25 protein-coding genes are annotated in these 23,079 nt (G+C 44.8%); 16 read left to right on the forward strand and 9 right to left on the reverse strand.

All coding sequences use genetic code 11. The features are described 5' to 3' along the window. Positions 1 to 8: 8 nt before the first annotated feature. From JQC93_RS01450 to JQC93_RS01505, 12 genes are all read left to right on the forward strand, one after another. Positions 9 to 497 (forward strand): DUF1993 family protein, encoded by a 489-nt coding sequence (locus JQC93_RS01450; RefSeq protein ID WP_328832912.1) that lies wholly within the window; start codon positions 9 to 11, stop codon positions 495 to 497. Between the two features lie 73 nt (positions 498 to 570). Beyond that, positions 571 to 1,020, forward strand: a complete 450-nt coding sequence (locus JQC93_RS01455) for a MarR family winged helix-turn-helix transcriptional regulator (protein WP_205156692.1) — start codon at positions 571 to 573, stop codon at positions 1,018 to 1,020. Between the two features lie 9 nt (positions 1,021 to 1,029). Then, positions 1,030 to 1,494 (forward strand): ASCH domain-containing protein, encoded by a 465-nt coding sequence (locus JQC93_RS01460; RefSeq protein ID WP_205156693.1) that lies wholly within the window; start codon positions 1,030 to 1,032, stop codon positions 1,492 to 1,494. Positions 1,495 to 1,644: 150 nt separating this feature from the next. Then, the gene (locus JQC93_RS01465) at positions 1,645 to 2,415 is read left to right on the forward strand and encodes a GNAT family N-acetyltransferase (protein WP_205156694.1); all 771 of its coding nucleotides are present in this window, start codon (positions 1,645 to 1,647) and stop codon (positions 2,413 to 2,415) included. A gap of 79 nt (positions 2,416 to 2,494) precedes the next feature. Next, positions 2,495 to 2,713, forward strand: coding sequence for a VF530 family protein (locus JQC93_RS01470; RefSeq protein ID WP_205156695.1), 219 nt, complete (start codon positions 2,495 to 2,497; stop codon positions 2,711 to 2,713). Between the two features lie 44 nt (positions 2,714 to 2,757). Continuing rightward, positions 2,758 to 3,369: a fumarylacetoacetate hydrolase family protein gene (locus tag JQC93_RS01475; protein ID WP_205156696.1), complete on the forward strand. Its 612-nt coding sequence runs from the start codon at positions 2,758 to 2,760 to the stop codon at positions 3,367 to 3,369. A 71-nt stretch (positions 3,370 to 3,440) separates the two neighbouring features. Further along, positions 3,441 to 4,070: a class I SAM-dependent methyltransferase gene (locus JQC93_RS01480; protein WP_205156697.1), complete on the forward strand. Its 630-nt coding sequence runs from the start codon at positions 3,441 to 3,443 to the stop codon at positions 4,068 to 4,070. A 78-nt stretch (positions 4,071 to 4,148) separates the two neighbouring features. After that, positions 4,149 to 4,466 (forward strand): DUF6693 family protein, encoded by a 318-nt coding sequence (locus JQC93_RS01485; RefSeq protein WP_205156698.1) that lies wholly within the window; start codon positions 4,149 to 4,151, stop codon positions 4,464 to 4,466. 31 nt (positions 4,467 to 4,497) lie between these two features. Next, on the forward strand, positions 4,498 to 4,938 hold the full coding sequence (locus JQC93_RS01490; RefSeq protein WP_205156699.1) for a hypothetical protein: 441 nt from the start codon (positions 4,498 to 4,500) through the stop codon (positions 4,936 to 4,938). Positions 4,939 to 4,955: 17 nt separating this feature from the next. Beyond that, a complete protein-coding gene (locus JQC93_RS01495) occupies positions 4,956 to 5,366 on the forward strand; it encodes a GFA family protein (RefSeq protein ID WP_205156700.1) in 411 nt (136 codons plus the stop codon). 2 nt (positions 5,367 to 5,368) lie between these two features. Beyond that, the gene (locus JQC93_RS01500) at positions 5,369 to 5,671 is read left to right on the forward strand and encodes an antibiotic biosynthesis monooxygenase family protein (RefSeq protein ID WP_205156701.1); all 303 of its coding nucleotides are present in this window, start codon (positions 5,369 to 5,371) and stop codon (positions 5,669 to 5,671) included. 31 nt (positions 5,672 to 5,702) lie between these two features. Next, positions 5,703 to 6,269 (forward strand): class I SAM-dependent methyltransferase, encoded by a 567-nt coding sequence (locus tag JQC93_RS01505; RefSeq protein ID WP_205156702.1) that lies wholly within the window; start codon positions 5,703 to 5,705, stop codon positions 6,267 to 6,269. Positions 6,270 to 6,364: 95 nt separating this feature from the next. Here the strand turns inward: JQC93_RS01505 and JQC93_RS01510 are convergent, their stop codons facing one another. The 9 genes from JQC93_RS01510 to JQC93_RS01550 form a co-directional block, all read right to left on the reverse strand. Beyond that, positions 6,365 to 7,564, reverse strand: a complete 1,200-nt coding sequence (locus JQC93_RS01510) for an HD-GYP domain-containing protein (protein ID WP_205156703.1) — start codon at positions 7,562 to 7,564, stop codon at positions 6,365 to 6,367. A 156-nt stretch (positions 7,565 to 7,720) separates the two neighbouring features. Beyond that, on the reverse strand, positions 7,721 to 8,527 hold the full coding sequence (locus tag JQC93_RS01515) for a fumarylacetoacetate hydrolase family protein (protein WP_205156704.1): 807 nt from the start codon (positions 8,525 to 8,527) through the stop codon (positions 7,721 to 7,723). A 122-nt stretch (positions 8,528 to 8,649) separates the two neighbouring features. Next, positions 8,650 to 10,140 (reverse strand): tripartite tricarboxylate transporter permease, encoded by a 1,491-nt coding sequence (locus JQC93_RS01520; RefSeq protein ID WP_205156705.1) that lies wholly within the window; start codon positions 10,138 to 10,140, stop codon positions 8,650 to 8,652. Positions 10,141 to 10,149: 9 nt separating this feature from the next. Continuing rightward, positions 10,150 to 10,593, reverse strand: coding sequence for a tripartite tricarboxylate transporter TctB family protein (locus JQC93_RS01525; protein WP_205156706.1), 444 nt, complete (start codon positions 10,591 to 10,593; stop codon positions 10,150 to 10,152). A gap of 59 nt (positions 10,594 to 10,652) precedes the next feature. Beyond that, positions 10,653 to 11,579 (reverse strand): tripartite tricarboxylate transporter substrate binding protein, encoded by a 927-nt coding sequence (locus tag JQC93_RS01530; protein ID WP_205156707.1) that lies wholly within the window; start codon positions 11,577 to 11,579, stop codon positions 10,653 to 10,655. A gap of 49 nt (positions 11,580 to 11,628) precedes the next feature. After that, positions 11,629 to 12,105: a hypothetical protein gene (locus JQC93_RS01535; protein WP_205156708.1), complete on the reverse strand. Its 477-nt coding sequence runs from the start codon at positions 12,103 to 12,105 to the stop codon at positions 11,629 to 11,631. A gap of 572 nt (positions 12,106 to 12,677) precedes the next feature. Next, positions 12,678 to 13,436: a 2-dehydro-3-deoxy-D-gluconate 5-dehydrogenase KduD gene (gene kduD / locus JQC93_RS01540; RefSeq protein ID WP_205156709.1), complete on the reverse strand. Its 759-nt coding sequence runs from the start codon at positions 13,434 to 13,436 to the stop codon at positions 12,678 to 12,680. A 115-nt stretch (positions 13,437 to 13,551) separates the two neighbouring features. Further along, complete coding sequence (locus tag JQC93_RS01545; RefSeq protein WP_205156710.1) at positions 13,552 to 15,702, reverse strand: heparinase II/III domain-containing protein; 2,151 nt, start codon at positions 15,700 to 15,702, stop codon at positions 13,552 to 13,554. A 2-nt stretch (positions 15,703 to 15,704) separates the two neighbouring features. Next, a complete protein-coding gene (locus JQC93_RS01550; RefSeq protein WP_205156711.1) occupies positions 15,705 to 17,861 on the reverse strand; it encodes a heparinase II/III domain-containing protein in 2,157 nt (718 codons plus the stop codon). Between the two features lie 315 nt (positions 17,862 to 18,176). On the opposite strand from JQC93_RS01550, the gene JQC93_RS01555 reads away from it, so the two are divergent. From JQC93_RS01555 to JQC93_RS01570, 4 genes are all read left to right on the forward strand, one after another. Continuing rightward, the gene (locus JQC93_RS01555; protein ID WP_084888631.1) at positions 18,177 to 18,509 is read left to right on the forward strand and encodes a cupin domain-containing protein; all 333 of its coding nucleotides are present in this window, start codon (positions 18,177 to 18,179) and stop codon (positions 18,507 to 18,509) included. A gap of 27 nt (positions 18,510 to 18,536) precedes the next feature. Next, a complete protein-coding gene (kdgK, locus tag JQC93_RS01560; protein WP_236009228.1) occupies positions 18,537 to 19,472 on the forward strand; it encodes a 2-dehydro-3-deoxygluconokinase in 936 nt (311 codons plus the stop codon). A 65-nt stretch (positions 19,473 to 19,537) separates the two neighbouring features. Next, on the forward strand, positions 19,538 to 20,161 hold the full coding sequence (locus JQC93_RS01565; protein WP_084888629.1) for a bifunctional 4-hydroxy-2-oxoglutarate aldolase/2-dehydro-3-deoxy-phosphogluconate aldolase: 624 nt from the start codon (positions 19,538 to 19,540) through the stop codon (positions 20,159 to 20,161). A 1,035-nt stretch (positions 20,162 to 21,196) separates the two neighbouring features. Continuing rightward, the gene (locus JQC93_RS01570) at positions 21,197 to 22,957 is read left to right on the forward strand and encodes a sodium:solute symporter family transporter (RefSeq protein WP_205156712.1); all 1,761 of its coding nucleotides are present in this window, start codon (positions 21,197 to 21,199) and stop codon (positions 22,955 to 22,957) included. Positions 22,958 to 23,079 lie beyond the last annotated feature (122 nt).

The following is a 23,079-nucleotide window of genomic DNA, read 5'->3' on the forward strand; positions in this document are numbered from 1 at the left end:
GTTGTAGTGTGACACAAGTAAAAGCGCTTTTTTTGCATCATCTAGTCCAGCTTAGACACATGGTCTCAAAAATACCCGACGGGTATTTTGGCGAAACGTTGACCGAGGGAATGTTTTCTTTAGAGATGCACGCCAAGATTGCCAGCAATTTTAGTTTGCGTGGATATTGCCCCTTAATTCAGCAAGATACACCTGATTTGTTTGAGTCAGACAGTGGGCGCGACCCAGTACTAAAACAGATTGACGCGACTGTGGATTACTTGGAGTCGCTACAAAATAAACCCTCTTTGGACGACAACAATCGCATTTCAGATAAAGCGGGTTTTGCCGAGGTAGACTTACCAGAATCCGAGTATATTTCTTTGTACATTATCCCTAACTTGCTGTTTCATATGGGAATGGTGTACGCAATCGCTCGAGCCAATGGCGTCCCTCTGAGTAAAGGTGATTTCGATGGCCTCCACTCTTACCCTGCTGGGTTCCAATTTATCGAATAGCTACTAATACGGCTTGACTTGCTTGGTAATTGAAATATACTTGACTGATCAAGTATATTTCAAGGTTATTATTATGTCTTCAAGTCAGTCATCTCCCACCCCAACATCACCAACCATTTCCACGCTCATGTTAGAGCAGAGCTATATTAGCTCTTTGCTCAGTAAAAGAGTGGAGGGCGGTTTGAGCGTTCATGGGGTGAGTTATAGCGAATTTATTATCATGCATAAACTGCATCACTCGCCTGGTGGCGTGATGAGTCGAATTGCGCTTGCTGAAGCGGTGGGCCTTACCGCATCGGGTGTCACCCGATTGCTGGCGCCTATGGATAAAAACAATATTGTCGAAAAAACGGCAAACCCAAGAGATGCCAGGCAGAGCCTAGTCGGCTTGACCGCCACTGGACATGAACTGTATGCCAATGCATTGGTGTCATTCGAATACAGTTGTAATCAAGCATTCTCCTTATTTGAAGAGCACGAGATCACGCAGTTGATGACGCTGCTTAACAAAATTAAATGTTAAGGAAAGGCTATGGACTCTAGAAGTAAAGCGTATTTGGAGCGCTATTTATCTTCTTTGCCATTGGATGTCGCCAAACAGTATACGTCGTTCAGTGCGGACTATTTTTGTGCCGATGAGCACAACGCGAATGTGTGTGCTGATCTTGTGGTGCAAGGTGACAAACAGGCGACCTGCAGTCTTGAATATTGGTATAGCCAAAAGGGTGAATTGAGGCCTGCCGTTGGCCATTTACAGGTAGTGACCCGATGGGATGGCGAGCCGGTGTGTATTATTGAAACGATGTCTGTGTCTGAAAGCCGATTCTGCGATGTGGATGAAGCGTTTGCTGCGGCAGAAGGAGAAGGGGATAAATCACTCGCGTGGTGGCGGGAGGCGCATTGGCGATTTTTTAGCGACGAATGTAGGGAGCTAGACATTAAGCCAGCCGAAACGATGTTACTGCTTTTAGAGCGATTTAAAGTCGTCTATCGATGAGCTACAACTATTAGGTTGGGTGAAATTATAACTAGTACTAAAGGACTTTTTAGAGCATCTGGTTCACTGTTTGAAATGCCCCTTATTGCGCACAAATTTCCACTTACTACACTTTAGAAATCAGTGTGTTGTCGTGGAGGTGGAGGTGGTATGAACCAAACCTATCAAGGGACAATTCCTCCATGTGGAATTTTTTGTGGGGGGTGCCCTCGCTATGTCAATTGTCACGACTGCTTAGGCGCTGAATACGGTTGTCACCAATGCAAAGGGATTTACCAATGCTGTGTCACCAAAAAACAGTTGCAGTTTTGCCACCAATGCTCGTCCTACCCTTGCTTCAAATTTAAACAGTTCGCTCGCCGCTGGGACAAATATGGGCAAGATTTGATTGGCAACCAAGCTTACCTAAAAACTCATGGTGAAATCACCTTTCGTCGATATATGCGAGTAGGGAAAGTCTCTCAGCTAGACATATCGCCTCTGCTTGCTGAGGACGTATCGTCACTGATACAGCCAATGACTTTTGCGTTTGACGATGATGCGTTTGTGCATTTAGGGCAAGAAAAAATGGGGCCTCCAGGCTATGACGATGGTAGTTTTTTGACTGAGTACGCGATCAACAACAGTGACTCAAAGGCGTTCAAATTGGTTGCAGATGGTCAGCCAGTCGGTGCGTTTATAGTGTGGTGGAACCCAAATGGTACCAGCGTGTTGGGTAATATTTTTGTCGATCCAGCGTATCAAGGACGAGGTTTTGCCACGCAGGCTTGGACGTATATTGAACGTCACTTTCCTACGCTAAAGTGGCGATTGGATACGCCTAATTGGTCTACGCGAAATCATCGATTCTACGAGCAAAAATGTGGCTTTGTAAAAGTCGATGAGCAGCGTGAAGGGGTGATTTACGAAAAAAGCTATTAATCGGTTGTACTCCTAAAATAATGTGATTACCGTGTAGGCATTCACGAGTGACCGCACCTCGTAGCATTAGGAGTAGATAATGAGCCAAGATCAGCCAAACAACCCACTACATGGGCTATCGTTGCAAAAAATCGTCACACAATTGGTCGAACATTATGGGTGGGAAGGCTTGCATCAACACGTTCGAGTCAACTGTTTTAGTAACGACCCTTCGATAAAGTCATCGCTAAAGTTTCTTAGAAAAACACCTTGGGCTAGAGATAAAGTCGAAGCGCTGTATATCCAAACCTTTTGCTAAGCACCGTACCAAGTTTCCACTAATCAATAGGGCAGGGAGGCCAAATGAATCACGTCGTTGTCAATCATTCTCACGTTTCACCCAGTAAAATTCTCTGTGTTGGGCGCAATTACTACGCTCATATTGAAGAACTCAATAACGACATCCCCGACTCGATGGTGCTGTTTGCAAAATTTAACTCATCGATCAGTGACCAATTGCACTCCTTTGATCAAGAGCCGCTTCACTATGAAGGAGAGCTATGCTTTGTTGCAAAAGACGGTGTATTGAGCGCTGTCGGCTTTGGATTTGACCTTACTAAACGTGGATTGCAGTCTCAGTTAAAAGCAAAAGGGTTGCCGTGGGAGAGAGCAAAAGCGTTTGATGGCTCTGCTGTCTTTAGTGAATTTGTCGACATCGATAGCTTGGATCATCATTTTCGCTTTGAGGTGAAGATAAACAATAGCGTTATTCAATGTGGTGATTCAAACCTGATGATCCACAGTCCCATACAGATCGCCGAAGAAATCAGTCAATTCTCGACATTGCAAGACGGCGATATTGTGATGACAGGGACACCAAAAGGGGTAGGTGAAGTGAAGGCTGGAGATCGGTTTAGTGCTAAGGTTTGGTTAGACGACACGCTAATCATCGAGCGGCAGTGGCTAGCTCAGTAAATTGATACTATTTTCAACACGTTTCTAGTCTACACTGACTACTCTTGATACGGATATAAAGAGGTCATATTTTGAACAAATCTCAGAAATTTTGGGACAAAGTCGCGCAAAAATACGCTAAGTCTCCGATTGCAGACGAGCAAGCCTACCAGAAAAAACTGCAGCAAACCCAAGCCAAGTTTACCCCCGACATGAAAATACTGGAGTTTGGCTGTGGAACGGGCAGCACCGCAATTATACATGCCCCTTTTGTCGAGCACATTTTGGCGATCGACATCTCCGAAAACATGGTGGAAATCGCTCGTCAAAAGGCAGACAAAGAGAACATCACCAACATTACCTTCAAACGTCAAACACTGGACGAACTAGACGCCTCGCAGCACCGTTTTGACATGGTACTAGGTCTTAATATTTTGCACCTGCTGCCTAATTGGCAAGACGTCATTAAACACGTAGTAGAATTGCTTGAACCCGGTGGGTCATTTGTGAGTAGCAGTGCCTGTATCGGTGGAACGCCACTTGCGCTGATCAAATTTGTTGCCCCCATTGGTAAAGCGCTGGGTTTGATGCCAGACGTGTTTGTGTTTACACAGCAGCAGTTAGTTGCTGAGTTGGAACAAGCGGGGTTGGTGGTTGAAACTCAGTGGCATCATGGGAAAAGCGGATTGGGCGTATTCATAATTGCAACTAAACCTGATTAAATTCAGAAAGATAATGCAGCCGAATTGGAATGGCTGGTAGTATTCCCAAGACTACTATTTTTTGGCAAGGAGCCTTCAATGAACCTCAAAGCAGATGTCGCGATTATGGATATTATCGGTCATATAGTGTTATGGCTGTTGCTAGGGCTTATTACATTCGGTATTGCGATGATGTTTTTCCCCTATTCGTTCTCTAAGTTCATCATTAACAGAACCTCACTGGTTGATGACAGCGGAGATGAAAGAAAAATGCGCTGTAATATCGACCTATTTAGTGATTTGGGACATGTGATCATCTGGATGCTGATCTCTATTGTAACTTTGGGAATCGGCTATATTTTTTATTTCTATCGAGTATGGAACTACGCATTAAACAACACTAGCATTGAGCTATAACTTCGATTGCAAGCGGCCGAAAGGACACACAATGAGAGTGTTACCAAAAAGACGACATCTAATTAAGACAGCGTTACTTAGCAGCGCTATGGCACTATCTGTTGATGCTTTAGCGTCCACTGAGGTTAACTCAAGCTTGGACTATGCGCAGGTGGTGTTTGTTAAAGCCACTCAGTCTAGCAGTGGCTCTTGGTGCTTTGAGGCTACCGTTCGACATGACGATCAAGGCTGGGAGCATTACGCTGACGGATGGGAAGTGGTCGATAGGTCCAATCGCCCAATCGCATTTAGAGAATTGATGCACCCCCATGACAACGAGCAACCATTTACACGCAGTCAATGCGGGATCACTTTGGATGATGAGGCGATTGTTACAGTGCGTGCTAAATGCAATCAGCACGGTTACGGTGGCAAAAGTGTAGAAGTCGATTTATCCCAACACCGGGGCGTCGACTTTGAAGTGGTTCGTTAAAGGGTAAAGGCATAAACATGGATATAACTGGGGAATGCTTTTGTGGTGACGTCCGCTATCGAATCTCTGGCGAGTTGTTTGATGCACGTTCTTGTCACTGTTCACGGTGTCGTAAAGCATTTAGTGCACAAGCGTCGGCCTATGCACTGGTTAAGCCCGAGCAATTTGCTTGGACAGCAGGGGAGCACCTCTTAACATCGTATGTCGGTAAACATGGATACGGCCTGCAGTTTTGCAGCAAGTGTGGCTCCACGCTTACAGGGATAGGCAATGGGGTCGTACATGGCGTTACCTTGGGGTGTGTCAACGGTGATCCTGATATCCGCTTAGAGCGGCATATTCACGTGGCATCAAAGGCGCAGTGGGAACAGATTGCAGATGGGGTGCCGCAATATCCATTCGGACCACCCCAACAAGAATCGGAGTGACAATGTTTACGGTAATTTTTAGGGCGAAAGCTGGCGCTCAAGATAGTCACTATGATGACATGGTGCAGTGTTTAAGAGCACTGGCGTTCGAAAAATATGGATGTCTCGACTTTATAACCACTACCCACAAGGGTGAAGAAATTGCGATTTCTTACTGGCAAAGTGAGCAAGACATAGCCGCGTGGCGTAAGGATGGACAGCATCAGTTGGCCCAGCAATTGGGACAGGATAAGTGGTATCTTTCGTATCGTGTGGAAGTGTTTGAGTTAAAACGCCAATATCAATTTGATGCTGAACAAGTCTGATTGTTAGTCATTTACCCACCAAGGAAATAGCATGTCGTTTTACCATGATGCAAAAAATGTGGCTGACTATATCGCTTCATGTACCGAGTACGATGGTGTGTCGTTAGAGCGGATCATCCAAGTCTCGATCCCCATGCAAGGTTCGCTTCTTGAACTTGGCGCTGGCCCAGGCAATGACATCCCATTTCTTAACAAACACTTTGATTATACTGGCTCGGATTGTTCAGAGCCGTTTTTGGTGCATTTGCGTCGCCATTATCCTGCTCATCATTTTGTTTATTTGGACGCGACATCTTTGCCAGACGCCCCAAAATTTGATGTGATCTACAGCAATAAAGTACTGCACCACTTAGACATCGATGAGCTAAAACAGTCATTAGAACAGCAGCGCGAAAAATTGAACCCTAAAGGTTGGTTAGTACACACTTTTTGGGCCGGTGAAGGGTTTGAAGTCTTCCATGAGTTGCACTTTCAGTATTACAAGCAGTCGCAACTACAAGAACTGTTTGAGCGTGACTTTAGGGTTGTTAATATCCAATCCTATGGCGAATTTGCCAAAAAAGATTCATTAGTGGTAATTGCCCAGGCAAAGCCTTAGATAAAATAAAGGCCACGTAAAGTTGGCCATTATTTATTTTAAAACGCTTAGATGTTAACTCGGGGAATAGTTAGACTGTGTAGCAGTAGGGCCCACTAATCGTAAAAAGGCGCTACATCGAAGTTAAGCGTATTGGGTGAAATCGCTTTGCTGATAGTTACAGAGCTATTTTTAAGGTTAATAAGCGACACGTCGATAAAACGTTTGTACTTATTCGAGTAAATGCACTTTATCTCAGGCTTAAGCGGTTGGTTGTCGTTTCCTGTCCATACAATGCCTACACGACCATCACTGAGCTCGACCAGCGAACCTACCGGGTAGATACCTATGCAGTTGATAAACTTGTACACCAAATCAGCGTCTAAGTGATTTGGGGTTAGTTTTAGCAATATCTTAAAGGCCTCAGAAGACGACATGCCTTGCTTATAAACTCGATCCGCTGTCAGTGCATCGTAGATGTCAACGATACTGCTCATACGGCCATAGATTGGCATTTGGTCGGCCGTTAACCCTAGTGGGTAGCCACTGCCATCAAGCTTTTCGTGGTGCATTAGACACACATTGCGGCTAATCTCGTCCAAGTTATCCATGGTTTTAAGTTGCTGCTGCGCGTACACCTGATGCAGCTTAATATGCTCAAACTCTTCGGGGGTTAATTTGCCAGGTTTAAGCAGCACGTCGTCTCTAATTTGGGTTTTGCCAATGTCATGGATGAGACCACCAATGGATAGGGCCTTAAGCTCTTCACGTTCAAATCCTAAGCTGCGGCCAAAGGTGACAAGAAGCAGTGCAACATTGATAGAGTGCTCTAATAAATAGCTGTCTTTTTGACGCAGTGCGGCCATACATTTGATGGCATCTGGCGCGTACAGAACAGAATCTATCATTTCATCAGAAAGGTCGGCGACCAAACCAATATCCATCTCTTGGTTGGCTTTGGTTTGGATAAGCAGTTTATTAACGAGACCTTTCGCTTCTATAATTAAGCTCTTGGCTCGCTTTTGGCTGATTTCTCGGCTGACTTTCTTTTTCGGGGTTTTACTGGCTTCTTCAACTGGCGCAGGTTTAACTGGAGGAACATACTCCACAACTTTAACGCCTTTGGCGGATCGACTCGCATCAACCCACACAAACTGCACTTTGCTAGCACGCAGTTTTTGGATCGCTTTGTCGGAAGATACTCGGCCCGGAGACGCTAGATCGATACGTTTGCCTTGCTCAATGGCAGAGACAAACATACCAGGAACTAGTCGGTCTATTTCTACCATGACCAAGTTAGAATCTTGTTGTGCCATTACTCAACATTTTTACAGAATATTTGCCCGTATAGTAACCTGTTCTATCGTTAATAGAAACGATCTGTTACAGATATACTACTTAATGATTAACCCAAAATAACGGCTTCGAGAGATAGCTATCACTTTGCGCACGCAACACTTATCTCATTGACGCTAAAACGCAATTTGATTACTAACTTGTGTGTAATTGCCAATGCTTACGTCAACCACGTCACCATCTGAGAGCGCCTTTGTACGCCCTGGTGTACCCATAAAAATCAAGTCTCCTGGCTTAAGCGTGTAGTATTGACTGAGATAGCTAACAACTTTAGCTGCACTGTGGATCATGTTCTTAGTACTTTCTTGCTGAACGGTTTTGCCATTGAGCTTAGTGGTTATGACGACGTCTGTATGGTCGATATCTGTAATGATCTCGGGGCTGATAGGTCCAAACCCATCTGACGCTTTGGCTCGTACCCATTGTAGGTCACTGCCTTGCCAATTTCGCTCGGTCAAATCGTTGCCCGCGGTGACGCCAAAGATGGCAGCACTGGCTTCAGATTCATTTGCTTCCGTCAATGTCTTACCGATTACCAGCACCAACTCCCCTTCGAAGTGAACGTTTGTCGCATCTGATGGCATTAAAAGTTTTTCTCCCGACACAGCAAGTGACGAGGGAAGTTTCAAAAAAATCGGTGGGGGCGCGCTAGAGCGTGAGGCCAAATGACTAGCGAAATTCATTCCAACGGCGAACACTTTTTCAGGCTGAGTAGGTAAGAGCAATTCAACGTCATCAATTGGTAGGCTGTTTGTGCTTACTTCGAAGGAACTGAAAATATCGCCCGAAATAGGGTAGAGGGCATCACCACGACGCTCAGCGTATTGAATGTCGTCACCGGCTTGGTAACGCACGTAAGTTGCAGCATGACTTAATTGTGTAAACCACAGGCAAGCAGTGCCAACGAGAAGTATCCATTTCATTGTTATCTCCTTTATATGAGTTAGTTATAGTCCAAAGCCACCTTAATGGATCACATTTTTAGATAGAAATAAAAACGCCCACTGTCATGACAGTGGGCGAAGTAGGGGTCGCGATGAGTACGTTATTGCTCTTGCGGGACTTGAGCTTTCTTTTTCATTTTGTATGTAGAGTATACAGAGAAAACAGACAGCAAAATAAAGCCTAGTGCAATAGGACGGTCGTATAAGAATGACCATGAGTTATCGTACATCAGCAACGCTTTACGTAAGTTTGTCTCAGCCATTGGGCCCAAGATTATCGCTAACAATATTGGCGATGATGGGATCTCGAGTTTGCCCAATAGGTAACCCAGAATACCAAAGCTGATTGCAATACCTACATCAAACATCGAGTTGTTGATGGCGTATGCGCCAACGACAGACAAGAAAATGATGATAGGAATCATGAGCAGCTTAGGCACCTCAATGATTCGACAGAAGAATCGAATACCGAGAAGACCGACAAGAAGCATTACCACATTGGCAACCAGCATTGAGCTGAATACACCGTAAACCACGTCAGGGTTTTGAGCGAACAGAAGCGGACCAGGGGTCAAACCTTGTACGATCAATGCACCAAGCAATACAGCGGCTACCGCGTCACCAGGTACGCCTAAGGTTAGTAGCGGTACTAATGAACCGCCCGTTACACCGTTGTTACCCGCTTCGGCTGCTGCAAGGCCACGCACAGATCCTTTACCGAATTCGTTCGGGTTTTTAGAGACACGCTTGGCTTCGTTGTAGCAGACAAAGGCCGAAATATCGGCGCCAGCACCAGGAACAGAACCAATCGATGTGCCTAACAAACCACTTTTAACCGCGGTCGGCATCATGTCTTTAAGGTCTTGTTTGCTCATCAGTTTGTGATCAAACTTAGGTACTTCAGCTTGTTTCTCTTTGATGATCTTTTCGATCTGGTTAATTGCTTCCGACAACGCGAACAGGCCGATAAGTACAGGAATGACGTTTACGCCACTGTATAGATCCATGACACCAAAAGTGAAGCGAGGCACACTGCTGATTGGGTCTAAGCCGATGGTAGAAACCAATAGACCAATAGTACCGGCAAGTAGACCCTTTAATATATTTTGCGATGATACACTGGCAATTATGGTTAAGCCAAATAGCGCGAGTGCAAAATATTCTGGAGCATTGAATCGCAAGGCGAAGTTCGCCAACAGCGGAGAAATAGCAATCAGCACTATGGTACTGATCAAACCGCCAACAAACGACGCAACCGCGGAAATACTAAGCGCACGTGCTGCTTGGCCTTTCGCTGCCAAAGTATGCCCATCGAGAACGGTCGCGGCTGACGCTGGGGTACCCGGCGTTTTAAGCAAGATAGCAGCGATCGAGCCCCCGTAGATACCACCGATGTAAACACCAATCAGCATTACTAGAGCGGCTGTTGATTCCATGCCAAAGGTAAATGGCAGCAAAATCGCCACACCCATCGTCGCGGTTAATCCAGGCAGAGCACCGAGGACGATACCGCCGACAACACCAAAGATTAAGATAGGTAAAATTTCAGGACTAAAGGCAGTAAAGAGGCCATTAATAAGATGTTCTAACATAGCGCCTCCTTAATAGAATCGGCCTTCAGGAAGTGCAATATAGAACACTTCGCCGAATAGATAGTAAACACAGCCAACAAATACCCATGCCACAATGTAGTAGAGAGGTTTTTTGACTTTGAAAAATAGTAAATACACTGTAAAAGCAACCAAGCTCGCAAACAGATAGCCAATTTGAGAGATGAGCAGTGCGTAACCAATAATGAAACCAACAGCGTAGGTGGCCATTTTGCTGACTAGAGGGTCCAGCTGCTCAGGAGACTTCTTAAGTTTGTGTTGAATGATAAGAGCAATACAGAGAAGGATTTGGCCGATGGCGATCACCGTTGGAAAAAACTTAGCGTCGACACTGGCATCTTGAAAACGTGGCTCAGCAAACTGGCCAATAACAAATAGGATGATTGCACTTAATACAATCACAATAGATGGGAAGACAATATTTCTATTGTTCATAGTACTTACCCCACAAAAAAGTTGGAGCACCAAAGGGGTGCTCCAAAATTGTGTATTTCTTAGTTAATTAGAGCGCCAAGTGATTTAGCATCTTGTTCTACAAAAGAAGTAAACTCTTCAGCGTTCATTGGGTGAATAGTCATAGCTCCTTTAGCCATGAACTCTTTGAACTCTTCAGTTGCCATTGCTTCGTCAAATGCTTTACCAAGGATCTCGATGATTTCATCTGGAGTATCTTTTGGAGCACCAATACCACGCCATGTACCTGTCGTTACATCAACGCCTTGCTCTTTAAGAGTAGGTACGTCAGGGATGTAAGAGATACGATCTTCAGACATAACACCTAATGCTTTTAGCTGGCCAGAACGTAGCTGAGCAATTGCTTCACCAGGAGTAACCATAGTTACGTCAGTGTGCTTACCAAGTACTGCTGGGATTGCTTCTGAAGCACCGTTGTAAGGGATTGCATTAAGTTTGATGTTTTGATCTTTTTCAAGAGCCATCAAGTAAAAGTTTGGCGCTGCAGTCGATGCGAATTTAACTTTACCTTCGCCTTTTTTCGCTTCAGCTATAAGGTCGTTGATGGTGTTGAATGGGCTGTCCGCAGGAACAAGTACAACTGCTGGATCAAGGTTAACAAGACGAATCAGTTTAAAGTCGCTTGCGTCGTGTTGCATTAGGCCCATTTGAGGTAGTGATGCGATTTCACGGGTAACAACGGTAAGTGTGTAACCGTCAGCGCGCTGTTGTGCACCAAAGCTCATGCCTACAGCACCTGCGCCACCAGTACGGTTCATTACCGCAATGTTTTGGCCAAGAATGTCTTTGGCTGAGTTTGCGAGTGTACGGCCAACAGCATCAGTACCACCACCGGCACCAAATGGAACGACCAATCGAATGTTTTTCGTAGGGTAGTCTGCAGCAATTGTAGAGGCTGACATCATGATGCCAGCTGCAACAAGCAGGGTTTTAAGTAATTTGCTCATAGCTCTGTCCTTGTGTTTACATTTTGTTGTTTTGATTTAAGCGCAATAACTATGCGCCTTTATAAGTTTGAGTAGGGTTTTGGGTTTTATTGGTTTGGTACTCCGCCATACATAGCTGTTCGAATGCGACTGCAATCCAACCGCTAATTAGCATGTCGTACCACTGTTCTACGCCACTACAACCAACAACTACGTCTCCATAGGTAAATGAACCAAAGAAAAGTAGGTCGTCATCTCGTAGTGATGAAGTGTGAAACGTTTGATTGTTTAGATTTGATGTGTTGCTGCGCCAAGCTTGATGCGCTTTTTTACGTGCGAACTGATCAAATGGGATTGTCCATTCGCTCGGTGAGCCAAGTGAAGCTTGGTGCAAAATAGCGTCTTCGAAACTGCTTTCCCAAGGTTTGACACGTGGGTCCATGATTACAATATGCAACTCTTTACGATTTGTGCGTTCAAACAGGCGCTCAATCGCGGGTGTTACGAGTTGGATTGCATCAGCTGCGATTTCTTGGTGAGTTCTCATTTATAGTCCTTGTGTTAACAAAGGTTAACCGATGAACAAATGATATTGTATGACATGTGAGAATTGTAATGGATGTTCTACTAAATGTTGTGCTGATCACTATCGGTGATCAAATATGGTGCGTTTGATCCCGAATTTGTTCGCTTGCCTCACGTTTTGTGTGATGGGGGTTTGATTGTGGTCGGGTGAAAAGCAACCACTATTTGTAGTATTTTATTGCGTACGATGCACCAAAAACGAGCAGTGTCTATTTGCTGCTCAATTAAGTGAACTTAAACATAAAAGAGTCGTCAAACAATCACCCAATCTAGATGTAAATATTTTAGTAACAAGAGTGCGAATTTTGACTTTGGTTCAACAATCTATGTGTAAAGCTCGTGTTGTTTGAAATCTGGTATTTGAAATCTGTTGTTTGCAGAATAGAGGTGAAAATCAGAAAGCATAGCGTCCCTTTAGCAAATTTATCAGTCAAATAGGGTCTGTTACGCAACATCGCCCATGCTTAGAGTCTTCGTTAGTAAACTGCAATGTAAGGAAAATGTTGCGCGATTATTGTATCGACAGTCTACTGATTAGCGCGCTAACCATCCGCCATCGACAGCAAGTGTATGGCCATTTACGTAATTGGCGGCGTCAGAGGCTAAGAATATGCACGCACCGGCCATATCTTGTGGTGTGCCCCAACGGCCAGCAGGGATGCGGCCTAGGATTTCTCTATTGCGAGATTCATCTTGTTGCAGAGCCTCAGTATTGTTCGTCGCCATATAGCCTGGTGCAATGGCATTGGTGCATATACCGTATTTGGCCCATTCGTTGGCCATTAGACGAGTTAAGCCAAGCACAGCGCTTTTTGACGCTGTATAAGAAGGTACGCGAATCCCTCCTTGGAAAGAAAGCATGGAGGCTATATTGATGATTTTTCCCCCTTCGCCTTGAGAAATGAACTGTTTGGCAACGGCTTGGGATAAGAAAAATAACGATTTTGAGTTAAGATCCATGACTGCGTCCCAGTCGGCTTCGGTAAAATCCACCGCGTCATTGCGTCGTATGATCCCTGCATTGTTTACCAGCACATCAACCCGACCAAACTTGTCTAGTGTCGCTTTTAAAATGGAGTCGATCACCTTTGTGTCACCAAGGTCTACGCGCACTTCTAGATAAGACTGGCCATTGGACTGAACACGTTCTCTGGTGTCACTTGAATCGCTTCGATTCACACCGACAATGTGGCAGCCTGCTTGGGCAAGCGCCACCGCCATCCCTTGGCCAAGACCGGTGTTGCAGCCGGTAACGATGGCCACTTTACCGGATAGATCAAATAGTGTGTTCATAGTAACGCTCCCTAATTAACAAAAATGTACTGCCGCAATCGGCGAGAAATCTTTTAGCCAATAAAAAGCCGAGCATTGCTCGGCTAATTCATTTGTGGACATCTACACCCGAGTATTACACTTGAGCAAATGCGCCGTTCCACGTGAAGGTGCGACCTTCAAATTCTACGCTGTGCGTTGCATCTTGCTGTGCTTCGTCAAGATTACAAATGGCAAAGTTGTAGCTGTTACCAGTAGTTGTTTTTAGTTCAACCACTGTCGCGACATCGTTTGTGCCTATCACTGTTACAGACTCAACTAAACCGCGAGCACCTACAGAGGCTTCAATAGACTCATTGAAGTAACCGTGGGTTTCTAGAACAGAAGCAAATACGTGGTTTGCGCCTGATTGACGGAAGATGAATGCAGGTTCGCTACGAAGGTTAAAGTCACGATCGTTGGCACCCGTGCGAGCAAAAATGACTTCAGACTCGCTGTTTGCGCTTGTGATCAAGCTGTAGTAGCTGTTGTCGTGCAACCAGCTAACCAGTGAGCTTCCTTCGACTTTACCAGAACCCACGTTCCACAAGTGTTGATAACCGTTATCTTCGCCCAGTGGCTTAAGTGTGCTTTCTACTTGGTAATCAAAATCAGTACGGATGATTTGACCGCTGTAGTGCATTGGCAAGTCATACTGATGTTCAGCGTCAGCAAGGATGCGGTATACATCGATAACGAGAGGTTTTTCAAACTCTTCAATGTCTGCCAAGATCACGCTACGTTGCATATCGATGCCTTCGTAGTAGCCAGAAATACGACCGCTCATGCCTTGGAAGTTTTCGTCTTGTACATTAAAGAAATGCTTTGAGCCAAACTTACTTTCTGCCAGAGCAGTGTTGAAGTTATTTTGGGTCTTCTGGTCAACAACAACAGTATTGTGCGCAACAGTTTGCTTACAGTAAGACTTGTTCTCTGGAATGTAACGACCGCCAAACTTAGGCTCTACGTTAACCCAGCGACCAAAGCCATAGTCGTGCAGCACTTCGTGCCCACGGTTAAATACACTTAGGTGCAGGCCGTCGTAGTGTCCGTGATCCAGTGCAGAGTGGTACTGATGGTCAGAGCCGTGTTGGCCAAACCAGATGAGCGCCATAGTGTCGTCGTCATTTTGGTCACGATGACGCAAGATGCTCACACCACCTTTCTCACCTTTAGGACCGTCGGTTACGTACAAGCTGCCCCAAGTAAACGGTTTGATGTTGTCGGCTTTAGCAACGTCATCAGACAAGGTTTTACCTGCAATGTGCACCCATACATCTTGCTGGTGATTCGCCATGCCGAGCAGTGTTTCACTTTGCTCGTAACGGTGGTAACACACAGACGTAGCCATAATAACGCCTTCATCATTAATAGAGATCGTCTTTGATGAGTCGTTAAGTGCAGGCAGTGTTCCGTCAGGGAACGCAGTCTTAAACACAGCGTAAGAGGTTGTTTGGATCACTGAGTCGTTAAACTCATAGATTTTTAGCTCAGGTTGGCGACGTTCAATCGCTTCTGCGAACAAGTAGATTGGACGCAATGAGAAGCGGTGGTAGTACGGACCTTCCATGTAGTAGCCGTCTGGAGAGAACAGTTGGTCTAGCTGTGCTAGGAAACCGCCGCTCACTTTATCCAGTTTTAGACCATACAGAGCTTTGTCGACAGATTCTTGATCGTTAATGGCGTAACCACAAATACCCACAGCGGCAACAGCCCACAAACCGTGGTTGTGAACGATGTCAAAGTCGTGGCCATAAGTCACAACGAATAGATCGATCATCTGCTTAAACAGGTCAGTTTCGATGTGTGACTTTTGTGCGTCTGAAAGCGTGTGGTAAATGCAGCTGTATGCGCACGATGCGTAAAGCATCCACATGTTTTCGTTAAGTGTTTGGTGGAAGATTTTGCCAGGAGGATTGGTATCACGGCTGGTGTTGCTTTCCAGTGTTGGGTAGACGTTTGCGTATGCAGTAAGCATATCGACTATGTAGTCACGGTATTTTTGATCTTCAGTGATCAAAAATAGACGGCCTGCCAAATCAATGTGAATGTAATTTTGCTTGTGGCGGTTGTGCTCGTAGCCGCCACCTTCACCATGGCCAGGAACTTCAATGCCTACTTCTGCCATGTATGCGTCTGTTTTTTCGATGTCCCTTGCAAGGGCTTTTCCTAATAGGCTATCCGTGCCAAGTGCTGTGCGTAGCTCCGCTGCTTCTTCAAAGTTAAGTAGAAGAGGTTGATAGCTCATTATTATTTCTCCTGAGAAGATTGGTTGGCGATTTCAAGGGAGTAGAAACCGGTCCAGCTGAAAGTTTTGCCGTTAAATTCGACATTGTGTTCTGTAGCATCTGTTGCCGAAGCGTTGTTGCTTACCATGACAGTAACCGTAGACGATTTGGTGGTAATTTCTACAACCGATGCAATTTCGTTGCTGCCAATGACAGTAATGTTGTCAACTTGGCCGCGAGCATTGACTGACTGTTCAAACTCTTCGTTGAAGTAACCGTGAGTCTCGAGAACAGAGGCAAACAGTGTCGACTTGCCTTTTGCTCGTAATAGGAACGCAGGCTCGCTGCGTAAGTTAAAGCTTGGGTCATTGGCGCCCGTACGGGTAAAGATAACTTCACCTTGTTGTTGGGTGCTTGTACCCAACCAGGTGTAATACTGATTGTTCTGCAACCAGCTTACTAGTGCAGGACCATCAACTTGCCCAGATGCTACGTTCCAAAGGTGTTGGTAACCAAAATCATCACCCAGTGTGTGCAGCTCTTGATTCGCTTGGTAATCGAAATTGGTGCGGATTACTTGGCCTTGATATTGATGAGAGTAATCGTATTGATGCTCGCCTTCGCCATTGAGGCGGTAAAGATCCAGTAGCAACGGGGCTTCCAATTCGTCAAGGTTAAGCATGAATACTGAGCGCTGCATACCAAGACCGTCGTAGTGTTCATTGGCAAATGCACTCATGCCATTAATACGCTCATCGTCTACTTTAAAGAAATGAGGAAGGCCATGCACCGAATCTGCTTTCGCTACGTCAAAGTTATTTTGACAAGTTTGATCGACCGTAACGGCATTATGAGCGATGGTTTGGCGAGCGTACGACTTATTCTCGTCTAAGTAGCGACCACCAAATTTAGGTTCTACGTTCACCCAGCGACCAAAGCCGTATTCGCGAAGCACTTCTTGGCCACGGTTAAAGAAACTAATACCAAGGGTATCGAAGTTGCCGTGGCCCATGCCGTGTTGGCCATAGTTCATGACGAGCTGAGAAACGTCACCGGTCTTATCCTGCATACGGACAAAGCCTTGTGCGCCGCGATCGCCATTTGGACCTTCGTTCAATTCGACACTTGGGATGAACGGTAGGCCAATTTTGCGCTCTGCAACAGCAGCTTCGTAAGCATTCGATAACTCTAGACCACAAGGGTGCATCCACACTTTGTCCTGGATTTTTGCCATTCCGAGGATGTTGTCGTTCATTCCGTAGTGCTTGCTGTAAACACTTACAGCCACTTGAACACCCATGTCGGTAATGCCCATGGTGCGAGATGCGTCGTTTAATGCAGGGAATTCACCATTTGGGTAAGCGGTAGAGAGTAGAGCTTGTACGGTATTGCCGATCACTTGATCTTTGTAGTTGTAAATATCGAGCTCTGGCATGTGGCGATGAACCACTTCTGCAAGCACACACAAAGGACGTATCGCGTAGCGGTGATAGTAAGGTCCTTCAATGTAGTAACCTGAAGGCGCAAACAGTTTAGATATTTGAGCTAAGAAACCGCCAGTTTCGTTACGCTCCAACCCATACACAGACATTTCTAGGTATTCTGGTTTGCCTACTGCTAGACCACAGATGCCGACAGCAGCAACAGCCCAAATGCCGTGATTGTGAATACGATCGAAATCGTGTCCATACTTAACCGTAAACATATCGAGCATAGGATCGAACACGCGATCGATCACAGTTTGACGTTCTTGCTCGCTCATGGTGGACGCTACGCAAGAATAGGCTAGGCTTGTAAACATTAGCCAACAATGCTCGTTGAGAATTTGATGGAACAAGCGACCCGTAGGGTTGGTGTTCTTCTGAACGTGAAAATCAAACGTTAGGTATTTTTCTGCGTACATCGCCAGTAGGTCACGAACAAACTTTGCGTATTTGTCATCTTGGGTGACCAAGAACAATCGACCCGCCAAGTTCATATAGGTGTAATTTTGTTTGTGACGATTGTGTTCGTAGCCGCCAGCTTCACCGTGGCCTGGAACATCGAGTGGTAGTGCCATAAATGCTTCGACGTCTTTGATGTGCGAAGCGATGGTTTTGCCCATTAGGGTTGATGTACCGACTTCTCTGCGAAGTGCCTCGATTTCGTCTTCATTTAACAAAATTGGTTGTGTTGTCATGATTGCTGGCCACCCTATGCGGATTCGTAATGTCAATTTTGCTATATAAAGTAATACAATAATAGGTTTTTAGGTAGTATTGCCGCAAAAAATAATGATCAACATCACGGTTGTCTATCTATAGCATTGAATTTAAAGGGGTAAATTATGTTTGTTAGTGGCTGTAATTACTGAGTACAATTAGGCTTAGATAACCTTGCTGACAAAATATATTGATTCAAATCACAATTTATTGGATATATTGTATGACAATTAGCTAAAATGCCTTATTGTAATAGGCAACAAACAAATTCAGTTTTGGTTTAGGAGATAACAATGAACCCATTTTTTATTGCAGACGACGTAGAGTGGATTGATCTAGGCGAAGGCCTTCACCGCAAAATCGTAGCATACACTGACGACCTTATGGCAGTCCTTGTTAAGTTTGACAAAGGCGCTATCGGTGCTCCTCATAGCCATGAAATCCACGACCAAATTGGTTACGTTGCTGAAGGTAGCTTCGAAGCGGAAATTGACGGTGTTAAAAAAGTACTTAAGAAAGGCGATGCTTACTTTGCCGCTAAAAATGTAATGCACGGTGCTGTTGCACTAGAGCAAGACAGCGTGCTAGTTGATATCTTCAACCCAGTTCGTCAAGACTTTTTATAAGACCACTCCAACTTAAGAGGTAAGCAGATGACTGCAGCAATGAACATTGCCGTTATTGGCGAGTGCATGGTTGAGCTTCAAGATAAGGATGGTCGGCTTGAACAAGCATTTGGTGGTGATACCTTAAACACTGCCACGTATCTAGCTCGTTTAACGGGTGAGAAAAATATTTCTACTAGCTATGTAACAGCGCTAGGTAAAGACGCATTCAGTCGTGATATGAAAGCATCTTGGGATGCTGAAGGTATCGACACAAGCCTTATTTTGACTGTTGAAGACAAGCAACCTGGCATTTATTACATCGAAACCGATGACACAGGTGAGCGTACATTCTTTTACTGGCGTAACGACAGCGCAGCAAAATACTTGTTTGAACAAGCAGACAGCGCAGCACTTGTTGATAAGCTAATGACCTTTGACGCGGTTTACCTGAGCGGGATCACTCTAGCTATATTGACTGAAGCTGGTCGCGAGGTTCTGTTTAACTTCCTTAAAGCGTTTTCAGAGAAAGGTGGCAAGGTATTGTTTGATAACAACTACCGTCCAAAGCTTTGGGAAAATGCTGAGCAAGCACAACAAGCCTATGCACACGTATTGTCTTGTACCGATATTGCATTGCTAACCTTTGATGACGAGCAAGACCTCTACGGTGACTCTGATGTAGAGCAGTGTATTGAGCGCAGTCTTGGTATGGGTGTTGGTGAGTTAATCATCAAGCGCGGCAGCAAAGATTGTCTTGTTGTTACCGAAGAGAAATCTGAATACGTAGCACCAACACTGGTTAAGAATGTTGTGGATACAACCGCAGCAGGCGACTCTTTTAGCGCTGGATTTTTAGCGAAGCGATTTACTGGTGGCACTGCAACGCAAGCTGCCAAAGCTGGCCACGTGATGGCTGGTGCAGTGATTCAGCATAAAGGTGCGGTAATCGATCGCGCAGTTATGCCAACTATTGAGCTGTAATTCTTTAATTTACATGTAAGTTGAACGGCCAGTTAGCCTGGCCATTTAAAATTTGGAAACCCAATATGACCACTTTAAATGACAAACTGGCGAGCCTAAAAGTTATCCCTGTAATCGCAATCAACAAAGCTGAAGATGCGATCCCTCTGGGCCGTGCTTTGGTTGAAAACGGCATGCCATGTGCTGAAATCACTTTCCGTACAGAGTGTGCAGCTGAAGCGATCTCTATCATGCGTAAAGAGTTCCCAGAAATGCTGATTGGCGCGGGTACTATTCTTACTAACGCTCAAGTAGACGAAGCAATTGAAGCCGGTGTCGATTTCATCGTAAGCCCTGGTTTCAACCCACGCACCGTTCAATACTGTCTTGATAAAGATATGCCTATCGTACCTGGTGTTAACAACCCTAGCCTTGTTGAGCAAGCAATGGAAATGGGTCTTCGCACACTTAAGTTCTTCCCTGCAGAGCCATCAGGCGGTGTTGGCATGCTTAAAGCGCTAACAGCGGTTTACCCAGTTAAATTCATGCCTACTGGTGGCGTGAGCTTGAAAAATGTAGACGACTACCTATCGATCCCTTCTGTACTAGCATGTGGTGGTACTTGGATGGTTCCAACTAACCTTATTGACGAAGGTAAGTGGGACGAACTAGGTGCACTAGTTAAAGATGCTGTTGCAAAAGTAAACTAATTATAATTTTATTTCTGTCAATTTTTGGCGAGCCTCTGTGCTCGCCTTTTTTTTTTGAAAAATCTCTGTCAAATAGTGGCTATATAGGTGAGCCCAAGCCTGCCAAAGATGTGAAAATTCTTCCTCAATGTAGACCCAGCTTAGAGTGCGATAGGAAGATTCCTATTGAGCGCAATTGATCGCGGCGTGTAACTCGTATTGGAGTGCAAATCGTAAGTGAGCATATTGGGTTAGATTCAATGTTTATCGGTATATAGAGCCGTAGACACGCCTCAATGAAGCGAAGGGTAATGTGCAACAGTTTCGGGTGAGACTTGCTGCTAGAAAGTCTCACGGCTGGTGAGTGCTGTCATTAGCCATCAATGAGTACACGCCCAACGTTCGCGATTCACACAAATGCCTTTTGACAGCAATTTGCTACTAAACTCAATGCACATTTTTTCCCGTTATAGGCTACTCTCTACTGTGCTCAGTTTGTAACAATTTGTTACGAGGCTATGTTTGGATATCTGTACTCTCTATAATTGTAAGACAAAATAGCATTCTGTAATCTTGGCAATACTGATGTTTAAATAGTACAAATAAGGTCTATTTACGCTATTAATTGCTGCTTAGGGGTATTGATATGGGATTTTGTCACTTTTATAGGCGGATGTTATTTGTTAATTCAGCAGGTAATACTGCGGATTAATGAGCAATGTAATATCGGCATTGAGAGTGCGAATTTGTATTAACCCTTTGTATTTTAATGATTTAAAAAGTGTTTAGCGAACGTTGAGTGGGTGATTGTCAGCTAATTGTCAATTTGAACGCATAAATCTATTTGTAATACAAAAGTAATTTTTGAATTTTCCTATATTATGTTTTGAAACAAGGTGTTATGCTTCGGGACTAGGCATTGCGTGCCTTTGGTGTGATTTTAGGCGGTAAATAACCCTTGTTCTAGATCACATAAAAGGCATATTGTAGTACAAATGGCGTGGAGTCGCAGGTAAGCTAGGCTTCATCAAAATGTTAATTATTAAGGGCTGAAAGATGACTATTGATACTTTAGTTGTGCTTGTCTACTTCTTCTTCTTAGTAGCTATTGGTTGGATGTTCCGTAAGTTCACGACATCGACCAGTGACTACTTCCGAGGAGGCGGTAAGATGTTATGGTGGATGGTAGGTGCTACCGCCTTCATGACTCAATTTTCAGCATGGACGTTTACGGGAGCCGCAGGACGCGCCTTCAGCGATGGTTTCGTTGTAGTTATCCTATTCTTGGCCAACGCGTTTGGCTACTTCATGAACTACATCTATTTTGCGCCAAAATTCCGCCAACTTCGTGTTGTAACGGCAATTGAAGCTATCCGTCAACGCTTTGGTAAAACATCAGAACAGTTTTACACTTGGGCGGGCATGCCAGACAGCTTAATTTCAGCGGGTGTATGGCTAAACGGTCTTGCAATCTTTGTAGCTGCAGTATTTAACATTCCTATGGAAGCCACAATTGTGGTAACTGGCCTAGTGCTTATGCTTATGGCGGTTACAGGTGGTTCTTGGGCGGTTATCGCGTCAGACTTTATGCAGATGCTTGTGATCATGGCTGTAACCATTACCTGTGCGGTAGCGGCTTACTTCCACGGTGGCGGCATTGGCAATATTGTTGCTAACTTCGATGGCGACTTCCTAGTCGGTAACAACCTTAACTATGTGAGCATCTTCATTCTTTGGGTTGTGTTCATCTTCGTTAAGCAGTTCGGTGTAATGAACAACAGCATCAACGCATACCGCTACCTATGTGCAAAAGATAGTAACAATGCACGTAAAGCAGCAGGTCTTGCTTGTGTGCTGATGATTGTTGGTCCACTGATTTGGTTCCTACCACCATGGTACGTAAGTGCGTTCATGCCAGAATTTGCTGACCAATACGCATCAATGGGTGATAAAGCCGGTGATGCTGCTTACCTTGCGTTTGTTCAAAACGTAATGCCAGCAGGTATGGTTGGTTTACTTATGTCAGCAATGTTTGCTGCGACCATGTCTTCTATGGACTCGGGTCTAAACCGTAACGCTGGTATTTTCGTTGTTAACTTCTATACACCTATTCTACGTCCTCAAGCGACACAAAAAGAATTGGTTGTAGTGAGTAAGTTCACCACGATCATGATGGGTATTATCATCATTGGTATCGGTCTGTTTATTAACTCGCTGCGCCACCTAAGTCTGTTTGACATCGTACTAAACGTCGGCGCATTGATTGGCTTCCCAATGCTTATCCCTGTACTGCTTGGTATGTGGGTACGCAAGACTCCAGATTGGGCAGGTTGGTCAACGCTAGTTGTCGGTGGTATCGTCTCTTACGTATTCGGTATTGCACTAACAGCGGGTCATATCGAAAGCCTATTTGGTCTTGAGCACGAACTAACTCGTCGCGAATGGTCTGACTTGAAAGTGGGTCTAAGCTTGGCAGCGCACGTAGTGATTACGGGTGGTTACTTCCTAATGACAACTCGCTTCTACAAAGGTCTGTCACCAGAGCGTGAGAAAGAAGTCGATAAACTGTTTGAGAATTGGAATACTCCAGTAATCGCAGACAGTGAAGAACAAGCTAACCTAGACACAAAACAGCGTGGCATGCTTGGTAAACTTATCAGCACCGCTGGCTTTGGTATCCTTGCAATGGCACTGATTCCAAATGAGCCAACAGGTCGTCTACTGTTCTTGTTGTGTGGTTCGATTGTACTGACAGTCGGTATATTGCTCATCAATGCATCTCGTAGCGGCGATAAGCCAGAGCTTGCACAGCAGTAACACTTAATTGATTCGATAATTGAATCAGTTGTAAAAAGCCAGAAGGTTATCCTTCAGGCTTTTTTGTATGTAAATAACATTGAAATGGGCTGAAAAATTGCCTTTATAGTTAATGTTGGAAT

It is taken from the genome of Vibrio ulleungensis (genome assembly GCF_016900875.1).
In the GTDB taxonomy this organism is placed as follows: Bacteria; Pseudomonadota; Gammaproteobacteria; order Enterobacterales; family Vibrionaceae; genus Vibrio; species Vibrio ulleungensis.

Excerpts from the sequence above, each read along its gene's own strand:
- kduD (WP_205156709.1), bottom strand. The coding sequence starts at position 13,436 with ATGAACACACTATTTGATCTATCCGGTAAAGTGGCCATCGTTACCGGC.
- JQC93_RS01495 (WP_205156700.1), top strand. The coding sequence starts at position 4,956 with ATGGATATAACTGGGGAATGCTTTTGTGGTGACGTCCGCTATCGAATC.
- JQC93_RS01550 (WP_205156711.1), bottom strand. The coding sequence starts at position 17,861 with ATGACAACACAACCAATTTTGTTAAATGAAGACGAAATCGAGGCACTT.
- JQC93_RS01455 (WP_205156692.1), top strand. The coding sequence starts at position 571 with ATGTCTTCAAGTCAGTCATCTCCCACCCCAACATCACCAACCATTTCC.
- JQC93_RS01465 (WP_205156694.1), top strand. The coding sequence starts at position 1,645 with ATGAACCAAACCTATCAAGGGACAATTCCTCCATGTGGAATTTTTTGT.
- JQC93_RS01510 (WP_205156703.1), bottom strand. The coding sequence starts at position 7,564 with ATGGCACAACAAGATTCTAACTTGGTCATGGTAGAAATAGACCGACTA.
- JQC93_RS01470 (WP_205156695.1), top strand. The coding sequence starts at position 2,495 with ATGAGCCAAGATCAGCCAAACAACCCACTACATGGGCTATCGTTGCAA.
- JQC93_RS01485 (WP_205156698.1), top strand. The coding sequence starts at position 4,149 with ATGAACCTCAAAGCAGATGTCGCGATTATGGATATTATCGGTCATATA.
- JQC93_RS01505 (WP_205156702.1), top strand. The coding sequence starts at position 5,703 with ATGTCGTTTTACCATGATGCAAAAAATGTGGCTGACTATATCGCTTCA.
- JQC93_RS01565 (WP_084888629.1), top strand. The coding sequence starts at position 19,538 with ATGACCACTTTAAATGACAAACTGGCGAGCCTAAAAGTTATCCCTGTA.
- JQC93_RS01545 (WP_205156710.1), bottom strand. The coding sequence starts at position 15,702 with ATGAGCTATCAACCTCTTCTACTTAACTTTGAAGAAGCAGCGGAGCTA.
- JQC93_RS01475 (WP_205156696.1), top strand. The coding sequence starts at position 2,758 with ATGAATCACGTCGTTGTCAATCATTCTCACGTTTCACCCAGTAAAATT.
- JQC93_RS01460 (WP_205156693.1), top strand. The coding sequence starts at position 1,030 with ATGGACTCTAGAAGTAAAGCGTATTTGGAGCGCTATTTATCTTCTTTG.
- JQC93_RS01555 (WP_084888631.1), top strand. The coding sequence starts at position 18,177 with ATGAACCCATTTTTTATTGCAGACGACGTAGAGTGGATTGATCTAGGC.
- JQC93_RS01525 (WP_205156706.1), bottom strand. The coding sequence starts at position 10,593 with ATGAACAATAGAAATATTGTCTTCCCATCTATTGTGATTGTATTAAGT.
- JQC93_RS01515 (WP_205156704.1), bottom strand. The coding sequence starts at position 8,527 with ATGAAATGGATACTTCTCGTTGGCACTGCTTGCCTGTGGTTTACACAA.
- JQC93_RS01530 (WP_205156707.1), bottom strand. The coding sequence starts at position 11,579 with ATGAGCAAATTACTTAAAACCCTGCTTGTTGCAGCTGGCATCATGATG.
- JQC93_RS01535 (WP_205156708.1), bottom strand. The coding sequence starts at position 12,105 with ATGAGAACTCACCAAGAAATCGCAGCTGATGCAATCCAACTCGTAACA.
- JQC93_RS01500 (WP_205156701.1), top strand. The coding sequence starts at position 5,369 with ATGTTTACGGTAATTTTTAGGGCGAAAGCTGGCGCTCAAGATAGTCAC.
- JQC93_RS01570 (WP_205156712.1), top strand. The coding sequence starts at position 21,197 with ATGACTATTGATACTTTAGTTGTGCTTGTCTACTTCTTCTTCTTAGTA.
- JQC93_RS01520 (WP_205156705.1), bottom strand. The coding sequence starts at position 10,140 with ATGTTAGAACATCTTATTAATGGCCTCTTTACTGCCTTTAGTCCTGAA.
- JQC93_RS01490 (WP_205156699.1), top strand. The coding sequence starts at position 4,498 with ATGAGAGTGTTACCAAAAAGACGACATCTAATTAAGACAGCGTTACTT.
- kdgK (WP_236009228.1), top strand. The coding sequence starts at position 18,537 with ATGACTGCAGCAATGAACATTGCCGTTATTGGCGAGTGCATGGTTGAG.